Annotated in this window: 24 protein-coding genes; 6 read left to right on the plus strand and 18 right to left on the minus strand. The window is 71.9% G+C overall.

The window, feature by feature from the left end:
• Positions 1-30 precede the first annotated feature (30 nt).
• The 11 genes from ACFZAT_RS31470 to ACFZAT_RS31520 all read right to left on the minus strand — a co-directional run bounded on the left by ACFZAT_RS31470 (position 31) and on the right by ACFZAT_RS31520 (position 10,233).
• Positions 31-747 carry an indole-3-glycerol-phosphate synthase gene (locus tag ACFZAT_RS31470; protein WP_391268991.1) on the minus strand — a complete coding sequence of 239 codons (717 nt, stop codon included), beginning with the start codon at positions 745-747 and terminating at the stop codon, positions 31-33.
• Positions 744-1,499 (minus strand): N-(5'-phosphoribosyl)anthranilate isomerase, encoded by a 756-nt coding sequence (locus ACFZAT_RS31475; RefSeq protein ID WP_391268992.1) that lies wholly within the window; start codon positions 1,497-1,499, stop codon positions 744-746. The genes ACFZAT_RS31470 and ACFZAT_RS31475 overlap by 4 nt, the downstream gene beginning before the upstream one ends.
• Positions 1,496-2,641: an acyl-CoA dehydrogenase family protein gene (locus ACFZAT_RS31480; RefSeq protein ID WP_391268994.1), complete on the minus strand. Its 1,146-nt coding sequence runs from the start codon at positions 2,639-2,641 to the stop codon at positions 1,496-1,498. Before ACFZAT_RS31480 ends, ACFZAT_RS31475 begins: the two co-directional genes overlap by 4 nt.
• A gap of 35 nt (positions 2,642-2,676) precedes the next feature.
• Positions 2,677-3,051, minus strand: a complete 375-nt coding sequence (locus tag ACFZAT_RS31485; RefSeq protein WP_161209518.1) for an ectoine synthase — start codon at positions 3,049-3,051, stop codon at positions 2,677-2,679.
• A gap of 2 nt (positions 3,052-3,053) precedes the next feature.
• Complete coding sequence (trpA, locus tag ACFZAT_RS31490; RefSeq protein ID WP_391268997.1) at positions 3,054-3,890, minus strand: tryptophan synthase subunit alpha; 837 nt, start codon at positions 3,888-3,890, stop codon at positions 3,054-3,056.
• Positions 3,883-4,923: a hypothetical protein gene (locus tag ACFZAT_RS31495; protein ID WP_391268999.1), complete on the minus strand. Its 1,041-nt coding sequence runs from the start codon at positions 4,921-4,923 to the stop codon at positions 3,883-3,885. The genes trpA and ACFZAT_RS31495 overlap by 8 nt, the downstream gene beginning before the upstream one ends.
• A gap of 164 nt (positions 4,924-5,087) precedes the next feature.
• Positions 5,088-5,345, minus strand: a complete 258-nt coding sequence (locus ACFZAT_RS31500; RefSeq protein WP_391269001.1) for a phosphopantetheine-binding protein — start codon at positions 5,343-5,345, stop codon at positions 5,088-5,090.
• Entirely contained in the window at positions 5,342-6,871 is a 1,530-nt protein-coding gene (locus ACFZAT_RS31505) for an AMP-binding protein (protein WP_391269003.1), read from the minus strand. The genes ACFZAT_RS31500 and ACFZAT_RS31505 overlap by 4 nt, the downstream gene beginning before the upstream one ends.
• The gene (locus ACFZAT_RS31510; protein ID WP_391269005.1) at positions 6,868-7,722 is read right to left on the minus strand and encodes a MaoC/PaaZ C-terminal domain-containing protein; all 855 of its coding nucleotides are present in this window, start codon (positions 7,720-7,722) and stop codon (positions 6,868-6,870) included. Before ACFZAT_RS31510 ends, ACFZAT_RS31505 begins: the two co-directional genes overlap by 4 nt.
• Positions 7,719-8,969 carry a beta-ketoacyl-ACP synthase II gene (locus ACFZAT_RS31515; protein WP_391269007.1) on the minus strand — a complete coding sequence of 417 codons (1,251 nt, stop codon included), beginning with the start codon at positions 8,967-8,969 and terminating at the stop codon, positions 7,719-7,721. The genes ACFZAT_RS31510 and ACFZAT_RS31515 overlap by 4 nt, the downstream gene beginning before the upstream one ends.
• Positions 8,970-9,015: 46 nt before the next feature.
• Positions 9,016-10,233, minus strand: coding sequence for an aminotransferase class I/II-fold pyridoxal phosphate-dependent enzyme (locus tag ACFZAT_RS31520; protein WP_073969547.1), 1,218 nt, complete (start codon positions 10,231-10,233; stop codon positions 9,016-9,018).
• Positions 10,234-10,611: 378 nt separating this feature from the next.
• Between ACFZAT_RS31520 and ACFZAT_RS31525 the strand changes: the two genes are divergently transcribed.
• The gene (locus ACFZAT_RS31525; protein WP_391269009.1) at positions 10,612-11,469 is read left to right on the plus strand and encodes a BTAD domain-containing putative transcriptional regulator; all 858 of its coding nucleotides are present in this window, start codon (positions 10,612-10,614) and stop codon (positions 11,467-11,469) included.
• 135 nt (positions 11,470-11,604) lie between these two features.
• Here ACFZAT_RS31525 and ACFZAT_RS31530 read toward each other — a convergent pair whose 3' ends face one another.
• From ACFZAT_RS31530 to ACFZAT_RS31540, 3 genes are read right to left on the minus strand one after another with little or no spacing between them, the layout of a single operon-like run.
• Positions 11,605-12,360: an SDR family NAD(P)-dependent oxidoreductase gene (locus ACFZAT_RS31530; protein ID WP_073969549.1), complete on the minus strand. Its 756-nt coding sequence runs from the start codon at positions 12,358-12,360 to the stop codon at positions 11,605-11,607.
• The gene (locus tag ACFZAT_RS31535) at positions 12,357-13,343 is read right to left on the minus strand and encodes a ketoacyl-ACP synthase III (protein WP_330315567.1); all 987 of its coding nucleotides are present in this window, start codon (positions 13,341-13,343) and stop codon (positions 12,357-12,359) included. The genes ACFZAT_RS31530 and ACFZAT_RS31535 overlap by 4 nt, the downstream gene beginning before the upstream one ends.
• Positions 13,344-13,353: 10 nt before the next feature.
• Complete coding sequence (locus ACFZAT_RS31540; RefSeq protein ID WP_073969551.1) at positions 13,354-13,608, minus strand: hypothetical protein; 255 nt, start codon at positions 13,606-13,608, stop codon at positions 13,354-13,356.
• Positions 13,609-13,801: 193 nt separating this feature from the next.
• Here ACFZAT_RS31540 and ACFZAT_RS31545 point away from each other — a divergent pair, with 193 nt between their 5' ends.
• The 5 genes from ACFZAT_RS31545 (at position 13,802) to ACFZAT_RS31565 (ending at position 19,199) form a co-directional block, all read left to right on the plus strand.
• The gene (locus ACFZAT_RS31545) at positions 13,802-14,680 is read left to right on the plus strand and encodes a class I SAM-dependent methyltransferase (protein ID WP_073969552.1); all 879 of its coding nucleotides are present in this window, start codon (positions 13,802-13,804) and stop codon (positions 14,678-14,680) included.
• Between the two features lie 9 nt (positions 14,681-14,689).
• Positions 14,690-16,246: an NAD(P)-binding domain-containing protein gene (locus tag ACFZAT_RS31550; RefSeq protein ID WP_391269014.1), complete on the plus strand. Its 1,557-nt coding sequence runs from the start codon at positions 14,690-14,692 to the stop codon at positions 16,244-16,246.
• A 19-nt stretch (positions 16,247-16,265) separates the two neighbouring features.
• The gene (locus ACFZAT_RS31555) at positions 16,266-17,759 is read left to right on the plus strand and encodes an FAD-binding protein (RefSeq protein WP_391269016.1); all 1,494 of its coding nucleotides are present in this window, start codon (positions 16,266-16,268) and stop codon (positions 17,757-17,759) included.
• Positions 17,760-17,823: 64 nt separating this feature from the next.
• Positions 17,824-18,354: an SRPBCC family protein gene (locus ACFZAT_RS31560; protein WP_391269018.1), complete on the plus strand. Its 531-nt coding sequence runs from the start codon at positions 17,824-17,826 to the stop codon at positions 18,352-18,354.
• Positions 18,351-19,199: an alpha/beta fold hydrolase gene (locus tag ACFZAT_RS31565; protein ID WP_391269021.1), complete on the plus strand. Its 849-nt coding sequence runs from the start codon at positions 18,351-18,353 to the stop codon at positions 19,197-19,199. Before ACFZAT_RS31560 ends, ACFZAT_RS31565 begins: the two co-directional genes overlap by 4 nt.
• A gap of 62 nt (positions 19,200-19,261) precedes the next feature.
• On the opposite strand, the gene ACFZAT_RS31570 is transcribed toward ACFZAT_RS31565, so the two are convergent.
• The 4 genes from ACFZAT_RS31570 to ACFZAT_RS31585 form a co-directional block, all read right to left on the minus strand.
• Positions 19,262-19,789: an anthrone oxygenase family protein gene (locus ACFZAT_RS31570; RefSeq protein ID WP_391269023.1), complete on the minus strand. Its 528-nt coding sequence runs from the start codon at positions 19,787-19,789 to the stop codon at positions 19,262-19,264.
• On the minus strand, positions 19,786-20,463 hold the full coding sequence (locus ACFZAT_RS31575; protein WP_391269024.1) for a hemerythrin domain-containing protein: 678 nt from the start codon (positions 20,461-20,463) through the stop codon (positions 19,786-19,788). The genes ACFZAT_RS31570 and ACFZAT_RS31575 overlap by 4 nt, the downstream gene beginning before the upstream one ends.
• Positions 20,464-20,549: 86 nt before the next feature.
• The gene (locus tag ACFZAT_RS31580) at positions 20,550-21,359 is read right to left on the minus strand and encodes an NmrA family NAD(P)-binding protein (protein WP_199879221.1); all 810 of its coding nucleotides are present in this window, start codon (positions 21,357-21,359) and stop codon (positions 20,550-20,552) included.
• Positions 21,360-21,626: 267 nt separating this feature from the next.
• A partial coding sequence (locus ACFZAT_RS31585; protein WP_391269035.1) for an adenosylhomocysteinase occupies positions 21,627-21,717 on the minus strand: 91 nt, incomplete at its 5' end.

Below are 21,717 nucleotides of genomic sequence, written 5' to 3' on the forward strand. Positions count from 1 at the left end.
CACGGAGCCCCCTTCACGCGGTGCCGGCACTCACGAGGTATGGAGGGCCGGGCGTACGGTCTGCCGGCTGCTCTCCAGCGTACGCAGCCACTCGCCGGGGTCGCCGCTGCGCAGCAGGGCGGTGCCGACGAGGAGGCCCTTGTAGCCGGCGTCGAGCAGCCGCGCCGCCGTCTGCGGGCTGTCGATGGCGCTGGCGCTCACCGGGCACGGGGTGCCGCTCGCACGCAGGGCGGGCAGCAGCTCGAAGCTGCGGGCGAGGTCGCCCCGGTCGCGTTCCCGGGTCTTGATGTCCTTGTTGTTGACGGCGATGACGCACTCGTCGGCGTGCGGCACGGACGCGATCTCGGCCTCGGTGGTGGCCTCGACGAACGGGGTCAGGCCCGCGCTGAGCGCCGCGATGGTGAGCCCGCGCAGCGCGGAGGCGGAGAGCAGTCCCGCGGTGAGCAGGACGGCCGACGCGCCGAGCTCCCGCGCGGTCTCCAGCTGGTCCTTGCGGGTGATGAAGTCCTTCTGGAGCAAGGGGAGTTCGGTCAGCCGGGCGACATCGCGGAGCAGTTCGCGGGTGCCGCCGAACCAGCGTCCCGTGACGACCGAGATGCAGGGCGCCCCGGCTTTCTCGTACGCGGTGACGATCTCCGCGGGGGTGTGTCCTGAGATGAGGTCGAAGCCGAACGCGTCGCGTCGCTTGACCTCCATCACCAGGGGCTGCGGGGCCGACAGCAGGGACTCGATGAAGGGAAGGCTCATGGCTGCTCCGTAGGCCGTGTGGTCGGGGTGTCCGTGGCGGAAGGAGTGCGGGGGGAGGGGTGGCCCGGCCCGGTGTCCCAGGCGTGGGCCAGCGCGGCCACCTCGGGTGCGCCGAAGCGGCCGTCGCCGCCGCGGGCCGCGGTGTCGACGTCGATGCCGCGCAGCCGGGGGTGGCGCAGGACCCGTTCGTACGCGGACCGGTTGGTCCGGTCGAGTCCGCCGGCGAGCCAGAACGGCAGGGTGAACCGTTCGGCCAGGCGGAGGACGGTCTCCTCGTCCAGGCGCTGCCCCGTGGAGCCGACGCGGCCGTCGGCGGTGGTGGCGTCGATGAGGAAGAGGTCGGTGCCGGCCCGCTCGTACGCCCCGATCAGGGGGCGTTCCGGGCAGGTGCCGTCGGCGACGTGCAGCACCTTGACGATGACGGCGTCGGGCAGTGCCGTGCGCAGGGCGCGGACGGTGGCGGGCGGCTGGTAGGCGTGGAGCTGGACGGTGCGGATGCCGGTGCGGCGCAGGATGCCCGCGACCGCGTCCGGGTCACCGAGGAAGGTGACCAGGACGGGGTGCAGGGTGCCGGTGGCGCGGACGGCCGCCGCGAGGGCGGCCACCTCGTGCTCGGGCAGGTCGGCGGGGCCGCCGGGGACGCCGTGCCACAGGCCGACGAGCCCGGCGCCGGCGCCGGCCAGCACCTCGATGTCGCGGGTGCTGGTGGCGCCGCAGACCTTGAGGGTGTGCGGTGGGGACAGGGTGGTCATCGGCCCAGGCCCAGCTTGGACGCGATGCGGTTGTACTGGATCTCGTTGCTGCCCGAGTAGATCGTGCCGCCCACGGCGTTGCGGACGTCGATCTCCAGTCCGTACTCGCTCATGTAGCCGTGGCCGCCGAAGACCTGGACGGCGGTGAGCGAGCCGGCGAGGTTGGCCTCGCTGGTGATCAGCTTGGCGATGGCCAGGTCCTCGGTGACGTCCTCGCCCTCCTCCAGGCGTTCGGCGGTGTCGTACAGCCACTTCCTGGCCGACTCCAGGCCGATCTTGGCGTCCACGATCTTGTTGGCGACGGACTGGTAGGAGCCGATCGTCTTTCCGAACGACCGGCGGCTGCGGGCGTACTCGACGCAGCGGTCGAACCGGTGCTGCATCTCCCCCACGTTCACGATGAAGGAGAGCAGGATCTCCCGCTTCATCACGTAGTCGAGGACGATGAAGCCGCCGCCCACCCGGCCGAGGACCCGGTCGCGCGGGATGCGGCAGTCGTCGAAGTACAGCTCGCTGAGCGGGGAGGTGCGCAGGCCCATCTTCTTGACGGGCCTGCCGACGGTCAGGCCCGGCGTGTTCCGGTCCACGAGGAACGCGGTCACGCCGAGGGCGCCGCCGTCGGGGTGGGTGCGGGCGTACACGACGAACACGTCGGCGACGGGCCCGTTGCTGACGAAGCACTTGCTTCCGTTCAGCACGAAGTCGTCGCCGTCGCGTTCCGCGCGCGTGGCCATGGCCATCGCGTCGCTGCCGGACTCCGACTCGGTGATCGCATGGGCGCCGATCGCCTCGCCGGAGCTGATCCGGGGAAGGTACTCCGCCTTCTGCGCGGGCGTGCCGAAGCGCATGAGGGGGACGCCCGTGCTGGCGAGCGTGGTGGTGACGCAGAAGTTCAGGCCCGCGTCACGGCAGTGCTCGCCGAGCCCTTCCAGGACGTACATGGTGGTGAGGAGGGACTGGCCCAGGCCGCCGTGCTCCTCGGCGAAGGGCAGGGCGAGGATGCCGGCCCGGCGCACCAGTTTCCACTTCTCCCAGGAGAACTCCGCTCGTTCGTCCTGGGCGATGTGGTCGGCGCTGAGTGCCTCGCCCCACCGGGCCAGGCCGGCCCTGAGGTCGGCCTGGTCGGTGTTCCAGCGGATCACTGGGACCCCTTTCAGAGGTGCGGGTGCCGTGCGGATCAGTAGGCGGAGGAGGTGTGCGCGTCGAGGCTGTGCACCTCGTCGCCCTGGAGCGCCGGGGTGAAGACGCAGACGAGCCGCAGGTCCTCGTGCGGGGAGGCGACGAGGTAGTGCGCGTCGTGCTCGTCGAGGGAGTACAGCCGGCCCGGCGTGATGGGGTGCACGGTGCCGTCGAGCTCGACCACCTCGCCGGAGCCCTCGATGCAGTAGCAGGACTCCAGGTGGTTGCGGTACTCCAGGCGGGACTTGGTGCCGGCTCTCACCGTGGTGTCGGTGATCGAGTAGCCGACGCCGTCGGACTCGGTGAGGAAACGACGGCTGAGCCCGTTGCCCCAGTCGACGCTCTTGACGGTCTCCAGGTCACGGATGATCATGGTCAACTCCTTGTTCGGATAGGGGTATTGGCCGTACTGGTCTCGTCCGGTCCGGGCTGGAGCGACCGGACGAAGTCGCGCAGTGCCGTGGTGGCGGAGCCCTCCTCATCGAGGGCCTGCTCCACGCGCGCCACGCCCGCGGAACCGACGATCGCTGCGTCGGCCCCGCTCGCGGCGACCGCCGCGACGTGGCTGCGCGTACTGACCCCGAAGCCGACGGCGATCGGGGAGTTCGTGTGGGCCCGCAGCCCGGCGACGACCGGGGCGAGCGCGGCGTGCCCGGCGGGCGGCGCGGTGCCGCTGCGGCCGTAGTGCGCCACCAGATAGACGTACGCGGAGGACTCGCGGGCCGCCCGGGCCCGGGTCTCCTCCGGGCTGGTCGGGTAGCAGGTGGTGACGACGGCGGTGCCGGCCGCCTCGGTGGCCTCGCGGTAGGCGTCGCGCAGCCGGGGCGGCAGGCCGTGCACCAGGAGGCCGTCGGCGCCGGACGCGGTGATGTCCTTGACGGCCGCGCCCAGGTCCCGGTGCTTGAGGGAGTGGCTCCAGTCGGCGAGCAGCGCGATCCGCAGCCGCCGCAGCCCCGGCCGGACGCGGGCGACGAAGCCGAGGACGTCGTCCAGGCCGGTGCCCCGGTCCAGGGCGCGGCGGGCGGAGCGGCGTACGACCGGCCCGTCGGTGAAGGAGTCCGGGAAGGGCACCGCGAGTTCGAGGCAGTCGACGCCCTCCTCGTCGAGCATGTGCACGACCTCGGCGAGCTCGTCCAGCGGCGGGTCGCCCGCGTTGAGGAACAGCGTGAGCCCGGGCCGGCCGGGTCCGCTCCCGGTGAAGAAGTCAGCCATGGCGGACCGCCCCCGCCGTCGCCGCGGTCCGCCGGGAGCGCAGCCGCTCGACCAGGGCCGCGGCGGCCCCGCTGGTGACGGCGTCGTCCGTGGCGTCGAGCGCGTCGCGCCAGGTGGTGTGGTGGCCGGCCGCGAGGGCGAGCGCGGCGGCGTTGAGGCGGACGGTGTGGGTGGCCGCCGGATGGGCGCGCCCGGCGAGCACGGCCAGGAAGTGGTCGACGGCCGCGTCCTTGGGCGCGGGGGCCAGCGCCTCGAAACCGCCGTCCGCCGGGATCAGCGCGCCGGGCTCCAGGACCTGGTCCTCGCCCCGCGCGATGTGCACGGTGTTGCGGGCGAAGCCGAGGAGTTCGTCGGCGCCCCGGTCGTTGCTGGTCAGCCACACCGTACGGCCGGTGACCGTGGCGGCGAGGCGGCGCAGGTCGTCCAGGGGCATGGTGTGCGAGACCCCGGTGACCTGGGCGGTGACCGGCAGATCGGCGAGGAGGGGGCCGAGCGCGTTGAGGAACCGCCCGAACGGCTTCATGCTCACCGGTGCGATCAGGCGGGCGAGCCGGGCGAGCTCGACCGGGTAGACGAACGGCCCGGTGAAGGCGATCCCGTCCCGCTCCAGGTGCTCCTCGGTCTGCTCGTACGAGGAGGTGAGGCGGACCCCGAGGCGTTCGAGGAGGTCGACGGAGCCGAGGCTGGAGGTGTAGGCCCGGGAGCCGGACTTGACGACACGCACCCCGGCGGCGGCCGCGACGAAGGCCGCCGCGGTGGAGACGTTGAAGGTGGCGGGACCGCCTCCGGTGCCCACGACGTTGACGGTCGCGGGCCAGGCCGGCCCGGGGCGCGCGGGGCGCCGTTCCAGGAGGGTGCCGTGCAGGGCGGCAAGCGTCGCGGGGTCGGGGAGCCGGGTGGTCAGCGAGGCCAGCAGGGCGACGGCCTGCTCCCTGGGGAGCGTGCCGTCGCCGAGCCGGTCCCACAGAGACCGCCAGGTCTCGTGCTCGGCCACCGTGCGCCGCGCCAGCAGGCCGGTGAGCGCGTCGTGCATGGTAGGGCCTTTCGTTTGGGTCAGGCCGGATCAGGGAGCGGGCTCTGGTGCCGTGCATCGCAAGGCGGAGGATTGAATCAACGCGGAGCGTTGGTGATGGACGACAACGCCGCGAGGCGCGGTGCCAGGGCCCGCGAGCCCGGCATGGCCCAAACGAAAGGCCCCTAGCCGTTCACCCCCTGGCGCGCGTTCGCCACGAAGGTGTCGATGGCGGTGACGCTGCGGAAGTTGTTGGGGTCGAGGTCCGTGTCGTCCACGGCGAGACCGAAGCGGTCCTCCACCCAGGCGATCAGCTTGAGCAGGCCCAGCGAGTCGATGGCTCCGCTCGACAGCAGGTCCTGGTCGTCGGCGAGTTCGTCCTGCGTGAGGTCCGGCAGGAACTCCTCGATCAGGAACTGCTTGATGGTGGCCGTGTTGCTCATGACGTCCTTCCTTCTACGGTGGTCAGCCGGCGGGAGTGGTCCGGCGCCGGGGACGGTCCGCGCAGCCGGTCGAGCGCGGTGCGGTCGACCTTTCCGGTGGCGGTCTTGGGCAGCGGTTCATCGGTGATCCGCAGAACGCCGGGCACGGCGGCCCTGGGCAGGGCGCGGGCGCAGTGTTCCTTCAGGAGCAGGCTGTTGAGGCCGCTGCCGGGGGCGCGCCGCACCCCGGCGACGAGCCGTTTGCCGGTGAGCGGATCGGGCTGCGCCGCGACACCGGCCTCCAGAACGGCGGGGTGGCTCAGCAGCACCTGCTCGATCTCGGCGGTGTTGACGGCGACGCCGCGCACCTTGACCTGGAAGTCGCTGCGCCCGGTCAGGTACAGCAGCCCGTCGGCGTCGCGCCGTACGAGGTCGCCGGTGCGGAACCAGGTGCCGTCGTCGTGGCCCAGCGGGTGGCCGGTGAACCGGCCCCGGCTGCGGGCCGGGTCGAGGTAGCCGGCGGTCTGGAAGGGCGTCTTCACGTGGAGCTCGCCGGCGCCGGGGCCGGTGACCTCCTGGCCGTCGGCGTCCAGGACGAGCACGGAGACCCCGGGGAGCGGGGTGCCGATGGGCAGCGGGCCGAAGACGATGGCCGTGGTGTCGACGTCGTACGTGAAGCTGTCGTTGGTCTCCGTGCAGCCGTAGATGTTGGTGAGGCGGGCGGCGGGCAGGACGTCGCGCAGCTCGGCCAGGGTGCGTTCGGGCAGGACGTCACCGGTGAAGGCGGCCCGGCGCACCGAAGGCAGCAGCACGCCGGCCCGGCGGGCGGCGTCCAGCACGAGCCGGTAGAACATCGGCACCGCCTGGACGATCTCGACGTCGTGCCGGAGCAGCAGGTCGAGCAGATGGCGTCCGTCGACGGCCTTGTCCGGGTCCACGAGGACGACCCGGCCGCCGTGCGCGAGGGTCGTCCACACGTCGAGGAAGCACAGGTCGAAGTTGAGCGGCGCGTAGTTGAGGACGGTGGTCCCCGGCGCGACGGCGAAGGCGGGCCCGGCCCAGGTGACGAACCGGTCCACGGCGCCCTCGTCCAGCGGGACGGTCTTGGGCAGCCCGGTGGAGCCGGACGTGGTGAGCATGAAGGCGGTACGGGGAGGCACCGGGTACGCCGCCGAGCGGGCCTGGACCGGCACGCTCCGCGGTTCACCGCCCGGGGCCAGCACGTGCCGGCAGCCGGCCTGGGCGAACAGCTGGGTCAGCAGCTGCTCGCCGAGGTGCGGGGAGGGCAGCAGGAACGGGCGGTGGGCGAGCAGGCAGCCGAGGACGAGCGCGAGGGCGTCGGGCGACTTCTCGGCGAGGATGCCGACGGGTTCACCGGCCGGCAGCCCGAGCAGCGCGAGGCGCTCGCGTTCGCGGCCGGCGCTCTCGTACAGCTCGCGGTAGCTGGTCTCCTCACCGTGCCAGACCAGGGCGGGCGCGTCGGGGCGCTCGCGGACCTGGGTGAGGAAGCCGGGGAGCAGTCCGGTGGTGGCGCCCCGGCCGGTCATGGCCGCCGTCCGGCCAGCCGGGCCCAGCCGCTCTTCACGGCGATGCCCGCGGGGGTGCGGCAGGTGAAGCGGACGAGGGTGCGGTCGGCGTCCGGTGCCAGTTCGATGCGGAGCGGCACGTCCGGGACCACGGGGGCGGAGAACCGGCCGCTGACGTCGAGGACGCGGGTGACGTCGCCGTCCGCGTACCGGTCGGCGATCTCCTCGACGGCCAGGGCGAGCACGCTCATCCCGTGCGCGATGACGCTGGGGAAACCGGCGTCCTTGGCCGCCCGGTCGTCCAGGTGGATCGGGTTGAGGTCGCCGGAGGCGTGGGCGTAGCCGCGGATCCAGGCGGGGGTGAGCACGTGCTCGGCGGCGGCCGGTTCACCGGCGCCGCCGGAGGGTGCGGGCGCGGCCGGTGACGGGATCTGGCCGAAGGGCTCGATGGCGGCGGCGCCCACCAGCAGGGCGCTGGTGAGGAGTTCGGCGCGCGGGGTGCCGTCGGCGCCGGTGAGACGGGCCCGGACGGCGACGCGGGTGCCCCTCGGTTCGCGGCGGGCGCCGACCACGTCGAGGCCGACGGTGATCTGCTCGCCGGGCAGCAGGGGCTGCTCGATCCGGATGTCCTGGCCGAGGTGGACGACGGAGACGGGCTCGGGCTCGGCCGCCGCCAGGTCGCGTACGGTCGCGTCGGCGAGGGTGTGCGCGAGGACGAAGGCGTGCACGGGCGAGGCGCCGGGCTGCTCGGCGGCGGGCAGGTCCGCGCGGACGGCGGTCCTGAAGGCGGCCACCTCGTCGGCGGTGAGGGTGCGTATCGCGGTGCGGGGCCGGGCGGTGGACTGGGCAGTGGTCTGGGCGGTGGTCGTCATACCGGCGCCACCACCATGCTCGCGTTGTGGCCGCCGAAGCCGAAGGAGTTCGACAGCGCGGGTCCCAGGGCGACGGGCCGTGGACTGGTGTGCACCACGTCGATCTCCATTCCTGGCTCCAGGTGTTCGTGGTTGGCGGTGGGCGGCACCTCTTGGGCGCGCATGGCCTGGACGGCGGCGATGATCTCGACGGCGCCGGCCGCTCCGATGAGGTGGCCGATGACGCCCTTGGAGGCGGTGACCGGCGGGCCGTCGGAGCCGAAGACCTTGGCGAGGGCCGTGGCCTCGGCGCGGTCGTTGTGCGGGGTCGAGGTGCCGTGCGCGTTGATGTGCGTGATCTCGTCGGGGGCGAGCCCGGCGGCGGTGAGCGCGCCGGTCATCGCGGAGACCGCACCGGCCCCGTCGGCCAGCGGCATCGACAGGTGGTACGCGTCCGAGGTGGCCGCGTACCCGGCGATCCGGGCGTAGGTGCGGGCGCCCCGGGCCAGTGCGTCGTCCAGGCGTTCCAGGACGACGAAGCCGGCCCCCTCCCCCATGACGAACCCGTCGCGGTCCCGGTCGAACGGGCGGGAGGCGTGCGCCGGGTCGTCGTTGCGCCCGGAGACCGCGTTCAGGTTGCCGAAGGCGGCGAGGGTGACCGGGGTCAGGGTGGACTCGCAGCCGCCCGCGATCGCCACGTCGGCCTGGCCCGACTCCAGGAGCGCGGTGGCGTGCCCGATGGCGTCGACGCCGCTGGCGCAGGTGGTCGCGATGGTGGTCGCGGGACCGGTCCAGCCCAGGCGCATGGCGATCTGGGCGGCCGCCGCGTTCGGCATGGTGAGGAGCGGCATCAGCGGGTTGACCCGGTGCGGGCCCACCTCGCTGTAGTGCGCGGACTCGCGGTCGCTGGTGGCGCGGCCGCCCACCGCGTTGCCGACGACGATCGCGGTGCGCCCGGGCTCGGGCACCGGGGCGCCGGCGTCGCGGTGGGCGGCGAGCGCGGCCGTGGTGCCGTACAGCGCGAAGGGGTCCATGCGCCGGGCGTCCTTGGCGGACACGAGCGCGTCGGGGCCCTGTGTGTCGAGTCCGCTGACCCGGCAGCCGATCCGGACCCGGTGGCGGGTCAGGTCCAGGTGGTCGAGCGGGGCTGCGGTGGAACGGCCGGCGCGGAGCGCGGCCCACAGGGCCTCGGGGGTGCACCCCGCCGGGGTGACCACACCGATCCCGGTGATCACCACCGGGGTGCGGCGGGAGGCTGCGGCTGTCATCTTCGGTCTCGTCTCCGTCCGGTGTCCCGGGGCCTGGACCGGCCGGTCAGGCCGGGATGATGCCGCACTCGCGGGCGGACTTGATGAAGGCGTCGGCGGCGAAGTCGATGTCCTCGGGCGTGTGCCGCGCGGTCACCGCGATCCGCAGCCTGGCCAGGTCGTTGGGGACGGCCGGGGTGACCACGGGGATGCCGATGACGCCGTTGCGGCGGCAGGTGGTCGCCAGGTCGTACGCCTTCTCGTCGGAGCCGGCGATCAGCGGCAGCACCGCGGTCACGCTGTCCTGCGTGCGCAGCCCCTGGGCGTTGACCAGGGCGCGCAGGCGGGCGGACTCGCGCTGGATGTGGGTGACCCGCTCCGGTTCGCGCTGCAGGATGCGCAGGCTCTCCAGGGCGGCCGCGGCCTGGGCCGGGGCGAGGGCGGCGGAGAAGAGGAACGGCCGGGCGGCGTAGCGCAGGTGGCCGATCAGTTCGGCGGGTCCGGTGACCCAGCCGCCCATGGAGGGGATGCCCTTGGAGAGGGTGCCGAGCTTGATGTCGGCCTTCACCCGGTGGTCGAAGTGCTCCTCGATGCCGCGCCCGGTGGCACCGATGACGCCGAGCGCGTGGGCCTCGTCCACCATGAGGAGCGCGTTGTGCTCGTCGCACACCTTGCGCAGCTCGGGCAGCGGGGCGATGTCGCCGTCCATGGAGTAGACGCTGTCGACGATGACGAGCCGCACCCCGTCGGGCGAGGCGGCGGCCAGGCGCCGGTCGAGGTGGTCGACGTCGTTGTGCCGGAACCGGGTGACGGTGGCGCCGGAGAGCCGGCAGCCGTCCACGATGGAGGCGTGGTCGTACTTGTCGATGAAGACGGTGTCACCCGCGCCGACGAGACCGCCGACGGTGCCCACGTTGGCCGCGTAGCCCGAGCTGAAGACCATGGACGCCTCGCGGTCCGCGAAGCTCGCGACCTCGGCCTCCAGTTCCTCGTGCAGCGGAATCGTCCCGGCCAGGGCGCGCACGCCGTGGTTGCCGCTGCCGTAGAGGTCGAGCGCGGCCTTGGCGGCGGCGACGACGCGTTCGTCACCGCCCAGACCGAGATAGCTGTAGCCGGACATCATCAGCAGCCGTTGTCCGTCGAGATCGGCGTACGCGCTGTCCCGCTCGACGGTGTAGGAGACGAAACTGTTGCGGCGCTCCGGCTCGGACTCCAGTGCCGCCACGCGCCTGTTCGTGACGGCCAGCTTCGGCGCCAGCCGTTCCCAACCTCCGGTTGCGTTCACGTGGGTCTCCTCAGACTGATTCAGTCGGCCGGCGGACGGCCTATTCATGACAGGATTTCTACGCCGCGCTCCGCAACGGAGCCGCAACAAGGGAGCCGGAGCCCTTCTTGAATTACGCTCGAAGCCGCTCGGGATTCACTAGAAATCCCCTGGTGAACGCATGGAGAAGGGAAGAAACATGACCCCCGGATTCAGCGGAACTTGGGCTTCCACTCATTCCCCCCGGTATGTTCCCGGGCTCAATTGACACGGCCTGAACACCCCTGCGAAGGTCACGTCGACATCACGGGGAATGGCGAGAACTGAACGGCGCAACGTGAAAGCAACGGCGCCGTGTTCCCCGCTCGGTTCCTGATCCGCCGCAGGGGGAGTGTCGACGTGTTGATCCGGCTCGTAGGACTTGTCAGCATCGAGCACGAGGCGGAACCGCCCCGGCACCTGTCGAGCGCGCAGGCCCAAATCGCCTTCGCCCGGCTCGTCCTGGAGCGCTCCGCAGGCACCAGCCGCGACCAGCTCGCGGACACGCTGTGGCCGCAGGGGCTGCCCGACACCTGGGCGTCCGCGCTGCGCAGTGTCGTCAGCCGGGTGCGGTCCTTCGTCACCAGCGCGCACCAGAAGCCCGGCGAGACGCCGCTGGTCGCCCAGAGCGGGCGCTATCTGCTGCATCTGCCGAGCGACGCGCTGACCGATGTGGAGACGGCCGAGGCGTCGGTCTCCGAGGCCCGGCAGGCGTGCCGGGAGGGCGCGCACGCGGTGGCCCTGCAACTGGCCTCCGGCGCCGTCGCCAATCTGCGCGGCGCCTTCCTGCCCGCCCACGAGGGCGAGTGGGTGAACACCACCCGCGAGCGCATCGAGGCGGTACGCCTGAGCGCCCTGGAGCTCTCCAGCGCCTCGGCCGCCGCCCTCGGCAACAGCCACCACGCCCTGCGGTACGCCGACGAGGCGGTGCGCAGGGCGCCGTTCCGGGAGAGCGCGCACCGCTGCCGGATGACGGCGCACGCCGCCGCCGGCAACCGGGCCGACGCGCTGCGCGTCTACCAGCAGCTGCGCGAACTCCTGTCGGACGAGCTCGGCATCGAGCCCGCCCCGTCCACCCAGTCGCTCTATCTGGGCCTGCTCCGCGAGCCCGACCCGGCGCGCGAGGCGCCCCGCGCGGTGACCCCCTACGGCGGTCCGGCCGCCATCGACCCGCTCCTGATGAGCGCGTACGAGCCCCTGCTCCCGCCGGCCGCGTAGGCCCTGGCGCGGGCAGGGAAACGTCCGCGGAATGCTCCTGCGAAATCCGGTTCGCAGGAGCATTCCGCGGACGTTTCATGCGGAATCCATTTCCCGTGGGGGGCTTTCCGGGGAAAGCCCCCCACGGGGTGGATATCAGGTGATGGTGACGCCGCTGTCGATGCTGATGACCTGGCCGGTCATACAGTCCTGGTCGAGGAAGAGGGCGGAGCTGCGCGCGACCTCTTCCACGGTCACGAAGCGGGGCACCGGTGCCTTCTTCTCCATCGACTCCACCACGTGGTCGGGGAGGGTCTGCGTCATTCCCGTGATCATGAATCCGGGCGAGAGCGCGTTGACCGTGACGCCCCGCCGCCCGCACTCGGCGGCCAGGGTCCGGGTGAAGCCGATCAGGCCGGCCTTGGACGCGGAGTACGCCGTCTGTCCGGCCGTCGCGATCAGACCCGAGGGCGAGACCACGTTGATCACCCGGCCCCACCGCTTGCGCAGCATGTGCGGGACGCACACCCGGGCCGTGTGGAAGGAGCCGATCAGGTTGGTCTGGATCACCGCCGCCCAGTCCTCGGGCTTCTGCATCGCCATGACCTGGTCACGGCGGATCGCACCGTTGTTGACGAGGACGTCGACCGGGCCGAGCCGCTCGGCGATCTGCGCGTGCATGGCCGTGACGGCCTCGTACGAGCCGACGTCGCCGGTGACCAGGACGGAGTCGTTGGTGAGCTTCTCCTGCACCGCGAGCGCGGCGTCCTTCGCGCTGTTGTAGTGGACGGCCACCTTGCAGCCGAGCGCGTCCAGTTCGATCGCCAGCGCCTGGCCGAGCCCGCCGGAGGCGCCCGTCACCAGGGCGACGGGGTGCTCGGGCCGGGTGCCGGCGGGCTTCTGCGTACTCATCGTGTCCCTCCGCGCCATTCGAGGAGCATGGAGCCCCAGGTCATGCCTGCGCCGAAGCCGGCCAACAGGACCAGGTCGCCGTTCTCGATGCGGCCCTCGTCCAGTGCCTCGGCCAGGGCGATCGGGATGGAGGCGGACGCCGTGTTCCCGTACTTGTGCAGGTTGGCGACCAGGGCCTCGGGCCGCAGACCGGTGTGGCTGAGGATCGAGTTGATGATGCGGATGTTCGCCTGGTGCGGGATGACGTGGCGTACGTCGGCCGCCTCGACCTTGGCGTTCTTCAGCGTCTCCCGGACCGTACGGACGGTGTACCGCACGGCGTTCAGATAGATCTCGTTCCCGTTGATCTGCGCGTAGTGCAGACCCTGGCGCACCGTTTCCTCGGTGGTGGGCATACGGCTGCCCCCCGCGAGGACCTTGAGGCTGCCGGTGCAGCTGCCGTCCGCGCCCAGGTTCCAGGCCAGGACGTTGCTGTCGGCCGCCGGGACGAGCACGACGGCTCCCGCGCCGTCCCCGACCAGGATCGACAGGTCCCGGTCGGCGGGGTTCGCGGTCAGCGTGTGGGTGTCGGAGCCGATGAGCAGGATCGGCCGGGGGTCGATCGCGATGAGGGCCATCGCGGAGACGAGCCCGTAGACGAAGCCCGCGCACTCGGAGTTGACGTCGTGCGCGCTGCCGGCGATGCCCAGTTCGTGGTGGACGAACGCGGACGTCGCCGGCGAGGGCTGCTCGGGCGTGGCGGTGGCGACGATCAGATGAGCGATGTCGCCGCCGCTCAGGCCCGCCTTGGCGAGGGCGCGCCGGCCGGCCTCGACGGCCAGCGAGGCTGTCGTCTGGCCGGGCCCGACGGCGCGCCGTTCACTGATCCCGCACCGGCTGGTGATCCAGTGCTCGTCCACGCCGAAGCGCTCGGCGAGCTCCGCACTGGTGACCACCTTTTCGGGGACGGATATGCCCCATCCGGTGATGTCGAAGCCGTTCATGCGCGCCCGCTCAGGCCTGCGCCGGCACGAGCGCCAGGATGCGGTCGTAGACGTGGCGCAGGGTCGTGGTGTCGTCCAGGTCGGCGAAGAGCGACTCGTCGGCCGGGATGTCCGGGTAGCTGTTCTGGAACCCGTACAGCCACTCCATGAGGTCCAGCGAGTCCACGTCCGGGATGTGCTGGAGCGGGTGGTCCGGGTCGACCTTCTGGGCACCGGACACGGCCTCGAGCTGGCTCGCCAGTTCTTCGATGGTGGGCAGAGACATGAGGTGAGGTCCTTCCTCCGCGGGGCTTGGCCTTTTCGAGACGCATGGAACCCGTACGCACGCAACCGGCGCGCAACAGCCGGAGCGCCCGCCGTGTTGCACGTCTCTTGCGACGCGGGGGTTTTCTTCGTCTCGCGATGACATCGCAGGCACCACGCCATGAGCATGAGCCCGACGGGAGTTGAGGACGAAGATGACCACGGTTGCAAACCAGTCGGTCCCCGAGGTCGACGCGATCAGGCACCACTACGAGGTGAGCAACGACTTCTACCGCCTCCTGCTGGGCCCGACGATGATGTACTCCGGCGGTTACTGGGAGGAGGGCGAGGGTCTCACCGAGGCCCTCGACGAGGCCCAGGAGCGCAAGCTGGACAAGTTCGTCGAGCTCGCGGGAGCGGCCGGCGTCCGCCGGGTCCTGGACGTGGGCTGCGGGTGGGGCACCATGCTCAACCGCGTCACCACGGTGCACGGCGTCGAGCAGGCGGTCGGGCTGACGCTCAGCCGCACGCAGGAGCAGTTCATCGCCGGCCTGGACAACCCGCGGATCACCACGCGGGTGGAGTCCTGGGAGGACCACACCACCGACGACCCGTACGACGCGGCGTTCTGCATCAACGCCCTGGAGCACTTCGTCTCCTCGACGCTGCCGCCGCGCGAGCGCACCAAGAAGTACCGGGTGTTCTTCCAGAAGGTCGGCGCCGCCCTGAAGCCGGGCGCCCACTTCGTGCTGCACACCATGACCGCCGAGGCGCTGCCGATGAACCGGCAGCTGCTCGACGACCTGAAGTTCCTGCAGCGCTCGGAGTTCGAGAACTGCCACATCCCGCACCTGCACGAGCTGACGCAGGCCGCCGAGGGCCTGTTCGACGTGGTCGAGATCGTCAACGAGCGCGAGTCGTTCGCGGTGGCCTGCCGTGCCTGGCTGAAGCTGCTCGCCGAGCGCCGTGACGAGGCCGTCGCCATGGAGGGCGAGGAGGTCGTGGCCCGCTTCGAGCGCTACCTCGACATCTTCGCGTACACGCTCGAGGACAAGTTCTTCAACAACTTCCGCGTCACCATCGCGCGCCGCTAGGAGGCTGACGTGACGAGCACTCTTGAGCCGCCGCGCAGCGACGAGGACAGCCGCCCGGCCGGCGGCGGCGGACCGCAGCGGCATCTGCGCGTCGCCGTCATCGGCAGCGGGTTCTCCGGCCTCGGCATGGCGATCCGGCTGCTGCAGAAGGGCGTGGACGACTTCCTCGTCTTCGAACGCGCCGATGAGGTGGGCGGCACCTGGCGGGACAACTCCTACCCGGGTGCTGCCTGCGACGTGATGTCCCACCTGTACTCGTTCTCGTTCGCGCAGAACCCGGAGTGGAAGTCCACGTTCGGCAAGCGCGACGAGCTGTACGCGTACCTGCGGGACACCGCCGACCGGTTCGGGGTGCGTCCGCACATCCGCTTCGGCCACGAACTGCTCGGGGCCCGCTGGGACGAGACGACCCGGCGCTGGCACATCGAGACCTCGCAGGGCGACTACACCGCGCAGGTCCTGGTGAGCGGCACCGGTTATCTCAGCGAGGCGGCGGTCCCCGACATCCCGGGCCTCGCCGACTTCCAGGGCACCGTCTTCCACTCCTCCCGCTGGCGCCACGACCACGACCTGAGCGGGCGCAACGTCGCCGTCATCGGCACCGGCGCCTCGGCCATCCAGTTCGTGCCGAAGATCCAGCCCGAGGTGGGGCGCCTGGACCTCTACCAGCGCACCCCGCCGTGGATCGGCCCGAAGAACGACAAGGCGACGAGCCCGCTCCAGTCCAAGCTGCTGCGCGGGGTCCCCGGCTACCAGAACTTCCGGCGCAACTTCAACATGTGGGGCCGGGAGATCCTGGCGTTCGTGATGAAGCGGCCCAAGGTCGCCGGGAAGATGCAGAAGATGGCCAGCGACCACCTGAAGAAGTCGGTCGCCGACGAGACGCTGCGCGCGAAGCTGACGCCGGATTACGTGATGGCGTGCAAGCGCCTGCTGTTCTCCAACACGTGGTACCCGGCGATCCAGCAGCCCAACGTGGACCTGGTCACCGACGGCATCGCGAAGGTCACCGCCCACTCGATCGTCACCTCCGACGGGGCGGAACGGGAGGTCGACACGATCATCCTGGGCACCGGCTTCAAGGCCACGGACCGTCCGGTCGCCGGGCGGATCACCGGCCGCGAGGGCAGGTCGCTGCGCGAGGTGTGGCAGGAGCACGGCATGGCCGCGCACCGCGGCACCACCGTGGCCGGCTTCCCGAACCTGTTCCTGCTGCTCGGCCCGAACACCACCCTGGGGCACTCCTCGCAGGTCGTGATGATCGAGGCGCAGATCGGTTACGTGCTGGACGCGCTGAAGGTCATGGACCGGAAGGGCCTGGCCTCGGTGGAGGTTCGAAGGACGGTCCAGGACGACTGGAACGAGCGGCTGCAGGCCCGCCTCGATGGCACCGTGTGGAACGCAGGCAACTGCAAGAGCTGGTACCTCGACGCACACGGGCGCAACCCGTCGATCTGGCCGACGTACACCTGGCGCTTCCGCCGCCAGACCAAGCACTTCACGCCCTCCGAATACCAGCTCGCCACCCTCGCGGGCGCCGGCCTGCCGGCCCTGAACCACACGTAATGGACGGGAGACAGACCGAATGAGAAGCAGCAGCACCCCCATCACGCGGCGCAGCATCCTCGGGGGCATGGCGGCCGCCACGGTCATCGGCTGGAGCACTTCGCACCAGGCGTGGGCACGTGAGTCGGACTCCTTCGCCCATACGGCGGCGAGCCTGCCGGCGCTCGACGGCACGCTGGAGACCTCGGCGGGTGTCACCTCCACGTTCAACCACGACTTCGGCCACATGGTGTCCGGCGCGTGCTGGGCGGTGCTGCGTCCCGGCTCGGTGCAGGACATCGTCAAGATGGTCAACTACGCCCGGGCCAACGGGCTGAAGATCGCGATGAACGGCCGCGGCGGGCAGAACGGCGACGAGGAGTCGCACTCCTGCTACGGCCAGGCGCAGGTGCCGCAGGGCGGCATCGCGATCGACGCGCGCGGTCTGACGAAGATCGTACGCATCGGCTCCTCGTCCGCCGTGGTGGAGGCCGGCGTCACCTGGGCCCAGCTCACCGACGCGGCCCTCGCCCGCGGCCTGACCCCGCCGGCGCTCACCGACTACCTGCACCTGTCGATAGGCGGCACGCTCAGCGTCGGCGGCATCGGCTCCACCGTGGCGCGGTACGGGCTGCAGATCGACACCGTGAAGTCGATCGACATCGTCACCGGCGCGGGCGAGCTGATCACGGCGAGCCCCAGCTGCCACGCCGATCTGTTCAACACGGCGCTCGGCGGCGGCGGCCAGGTCGGCATCATCGTGCGGGCCGAGGTCGCCCTGATCCCGGCACCGCCGAAGATGACCGTCTTCACCCTGTACTACAACGACGTGGCCACGTTCCTCGCCGACTCCGAGAAGCTCCTGGCCGAGAAGCGGTTCGAGGGCCAGGTCGGCGAGATCGCCCGCACCCCGGACGACTCCGGCTGGTGGTACAAGCTGGAGGGCCAGGCGTACTGGAAGGGCGGCACCCCGCCCAACCGCACCGCGCTGCTCACCGGCCTGCACGACGAGCGGGCGTCCGCGACGATCGAGGACCTGTCCTTCCGCGAGGCCGTGTTCCGTACCGACGGCGACGAGGCGTGGCTCAAGGAGAACGACTTCTGGGGCCAGCCCAAGCCGTGGCTGAGCCTGTTCGTCCCGGCCTCGAAGGCGAAGGCGTTCGCGGATCTGCTGACCGCCGAGCTGAACGGCGAGGACCTGGGCGCGGGCTTCCTGCTCTACTACCCGTACCCGACGTCGAAGCTGACCCGCCCGCTGTCGGTGCAGCCCTCCGAGCCGACCGCGTACCTGTGCGACGTGCTCCGCTTCCCCGCCCCGGGCGCGGACATCGCGCGGATGCTGGACCAGAACCGCCGCCTGTACGACAAGGCGGTCGCGCTGGGGGCCAAGCGGTATCTGGTGGGCGCGATCCCGAACATGACCTCGGCGGACTGGCGGACCCACTTCGGCGCCCGCTGGAAGGTCCTCGTCGCGGCGAAGCGGCGTTACGACCCGGCGGGCATCCTCACCCCCGGTCAGGGCTTCTTCGGCTGATCCGGGACGCCCCGGCCGGCGAGACCCGGACCGCCATCCGGAACACCCCGACAGGAGAATCGGCATGACTGTTTACGACTTGATCGACGAGGCGATCGTGGACGCGCCGCCGGAGGCGGTGTGGGAGGCGTTGATCGCCGAGTTCCGCGGCGCCGGCCGCTGGTGGGTGCCGGCCAACACCTTCGCCACCGTGTCCGGTTCGCCGGACGAGGTGGGCGGCGAGGTCGCGGTCACGGTGCACACCAAGGGCGTCGACAAGGGCGGTCCGAAGCTGCGGTTCACCGCACGCACCCGGGCCGTCGAGCCCCAGCGGCTGCTGTCGGTCGATTACGTGGCCGGGGTGTTCCGGGGCACCAGCGACTTCGTCCTGGAACCGCTGGACGGGGGCCGCACCAAGGTCGGCATGCACTTCGTGGGCCGGCCGAACGGCTTCCTGAAGCTCCTCGCGAAGGTCGCCGACATCGGCGCGGAGCACTCCACCGCCACCAGCAAGGCGTTCGTCCGGCTCGGCGAGATCCTCGCGGCGGAGAGCGCTCCGGCTGTACGGACCGGTGAGGCGGCCGGGGCCCGGAAGCTGGAGGGAAGTACCCGATGAAGACGGTGGCCGCCGCGCCGGCGACCGAGACGCAGGTGCGCACCGACGACGGGGCACGCCTCGCGGTGTCCGTCCTGCCGCCGCTCACACCCCCGACCGGCGTGACCGTGGTGCTGGTCCACGGCTGGGGCGCGTCGCGCCGGGTGTGGAGCACGGTGGCCGACCGGCTGATCCGCATCGGTCACCGCGTCGTCTCCTACGACCTCCGGGGCCACGGCGCCTCCTCGCAGGGTGCCGAGCCCTTCGGGATCGCCCGGCTCGGGGCGGACCTGGCCGCGGTCCTGGCCCATGTGGAGGCGCCGGACGCGGTCGTCGTCGGGCACTCCGGGGGCGGGTTCGCCGCCCTGTCGTACGCCGCGTCGGACGACCGGAACGCCGCCGCGCTGAGCGGCCTGGTGCTGCTGGCCACGGCGGCGCACGACCAGGACACGCCGGACAGCGAGGTCCGCATGATGGGCAGCGCGCTGTTCCAGCGGGCCGTCTCGCGGCCGGCCCTGGGCCGCAAGCTCCTCGGGCAGAACATGCTCGGCCCGAAGGCGGACCGGCGGCTGAGCGAGGTGAACCGCCAGATGTTCGCGGCGGCCGGGCCCGCGGTGCGCGCGGAGGCGTTCCGTTCCTCACGGGGCATGGACCTGCGCGAGGCCCTGGTGTCGGTGACCGTGCCGGCGGTGGTCCTCGCGGGCACCGCCGACAAGGTGATCGCACCGAAGCTCGGCCGGGTCGTCGCGGAGGCGATGCCCCGGGCACGCTTCGAGGAGGTGCCGGACGCGGGGCACATGCTGCCCCTGGAGGCGCCGCAGACGGTGGTGGGCGCGGTCAGTGAACTGACGCGCGATCACGGATAGCGCGGCGCACGTGGAAGGGCGGCCGGTCCCGGGCGGGGGCCGGCCGCCCTTCCACGTATGGATCAGGCCCGGGCCCGCAGGGTGAGCGCCCGGCCCAGACACGCCAGGGCTGCTGTGCAGGCCAGGGTGCGGGCGGCGTTCGCCGGGGTCCAGGCGCCCCGGAAGCGGTCGCGGATCACGGCGATCTCGGCGCCCGACGCCTCCGCGGTCAGCTGGGCGAGCCGGCGGTTGAGGGGGATGTTGACCTTCATCGTGACGGCGACGGCCGCCGAGTACAGCGCGAGCGCCGCCCAGGTCCAGCGGGCGGCGCGGGTGTGGCCGAGGCGGCGCAGGGAGACGCCGGAGACCCCGGTGGCCAGGAACGCCCCGAAGAAGACGAGCCCGAAGAAGCCGTTCTCGATGGCGTCGTTGATGTGTCCCATGGCGCTCGCGAAGGCCGCGTCGTCGGTGCGGTCGAGCCCCGGCATGACGGACACGTCGAACGCGAAGTAAAGCCCCGCGCTCAGCCCCATCGCGATGGTGGCCGCGTACAGCGAGGCTTCGGTGCGTCCCCCGGGCAGGGCCGGCAGGGAGGTGGTCGGCGCGGTCATGGCTTCTCCTCGGGGCGCGATACGGGGCGTAGTACGGGGGCGAGCAGCCGTTCGTAGCGGCGGCGCAGCACCGTCCGGCCGAGCAGCCGTACGGGCGGTGGGATGGTGGCGGTGACGTGGGCGACGGAGGCCGGGTCGGCCCCGTCGAACATCCAGGGCTGGAGGCGGCCGAGCACGCCGGGCGGCGCGGTCCGCAGCAACCGCCGTTCCACGGACGCGTAGCGCGTGGCGCCGAGCGCGGTGAAGGCGGGGAAGGCGATGCGCTCCTCGGCGGCGAGGTGGTCGCGCAGGACGGCGGCGAAGGTGTCGGCCGCGGGGCGCAGCGCGCCGGGGTCGGCGCCCGGGCGGAGCGCGGCGCCGACGGCGTCCATCGCCGCGTCGAGGCGTTGGTGGTCGCCGTCGATGGCGTCGGCGGCCCGGTCGAAGCCGGGGACGGCGCGCCGGAGTTCGGGCCAGAGGACGGCGTCCTCGCTGTGGTGGTGCCAGTCGATCACCTCGCGCAGGCTGTGCCACCAGGTGACCGTCCCGCCGGTGCGGGCGCCGGGCCCGGAGCGTGCGACGGCCACGAGGCGGGCGGCGTCGCGGCGCATCGCGATGTGCATCAGCGCGAATCCGTGGAAGTGTCCGGGCAGCGAGGGAAGGTGTTCGCTCGTCATCGGTTCGGCAGCGGTCATGGGTGCCTCCTCATGCGAGGGGGGTACGGGGACAGGGACGGGCGGCCGCGGTGTGCGGCCGCCCGTCCCACGGGTCCCGGTGTCGGTCAGGCGTTCCAGACACCGCTGGCGGCGGCGTCCCGGGCGAAGTCGGCGAAGTCCTTCGGCTTGCGGCCGGTGGCCTCCTCGACCCCGTGCACCAGGTGGGCGTTGCGGCCGTCGAGGATCAGCCCGAACAGGTCGGCGAACTCGACGGGCAGCCCGTTCTCCTCCAGGGCCTGGCGGTACTCGTCCACGCTCACGGGGATGTACGTGATGGTGCGGCCGGTCGCCTTGCCGAGCTCCTGGGCGATGTCGCCGAAGCTGAGCAGACGCGGGCCGGACAGCTCGTACGTCTTGCCGATGTGCTTGTCGTCCGTGAGCGCGGCGACGGCGACGTCCGCGATGTCGTCGGCGTCCACGAAGGGCTCCACCGCGTCCCCGGTCGGCAGGACGATCTCGCCGGCCATGACCAGGTCGTGGAAGAAGCTCTCGCTGAAGTTCTGGTTGAACCAGCTGGCGCGGACGACGGTCCAATCCGCGCCCGACTCCTTCACCTTGTCCTCGCTGATGACCGCGCCCTCCTCGCCGCGCCCGGACAGCAGCACCAGGCGGCGCGCCCCCTTGGCGACGGCCACCTTCGCGAACGCGCCGACGGTCTCGGCGGCCCCCGGGAAGGCGAGGTCGGGGTAGTAGGTGATGTAGACGGCGCTCACCCCGTCGAGGGCGGCGTCCCAGGTCGCGGGGTCCTCCCAGACGAAGGGGGGCGTGCCGGAGCGCGATCCGATGCGTACGGGGAGCCCTTTGGCGGACAGCCGATCGGCGACCCGCCGCCCGGTCTTGCCCGTGCCGCCGATCACAAGGGTCGTGTTCGTCATGTTCGTCCCGTCTGTCGTGGCCTGCGTGGTGGTGTGGTGCTCGTCGTTCTCGTCATGAGGGAGTGGTCGCGTGCGGACGGTGGTGGGGGTCCGCACGGTGGCGGCGGTGGCGGCGCTCTCCGGTGGGGGGTGGCTGCGGAAGGACCGTCGGGTACGGCCTTCATCCGCAGCGTAGGCAGCCCCTCGCCGCACGAGCCACGTCACCGGGCCTCGTCTCTAGCGGTTCTCCAGGGGGTCTCTGGGCGATCACCTCGTAGGGCTGAGGGGTCAGTAGCGGTAGTGGTCGGGCTTGTACGGGCCGTCGACCTCGACACCGATGTACGAAGCCTGCTCCGGACGGAGCGTCGTGAGCTTCACG

It is taken from the genome of Streptomyces sp. NPDC008163 (genome assembly GCF_042956885.1).
In the GTDB taxonomy this organism is placed as follows: Bacteria; Actinomycetota; Actinomycetes; order Streptomycetales; family Streptomycetaceae; genus Streptomyces; species Streptomyces drozdowiczii_A.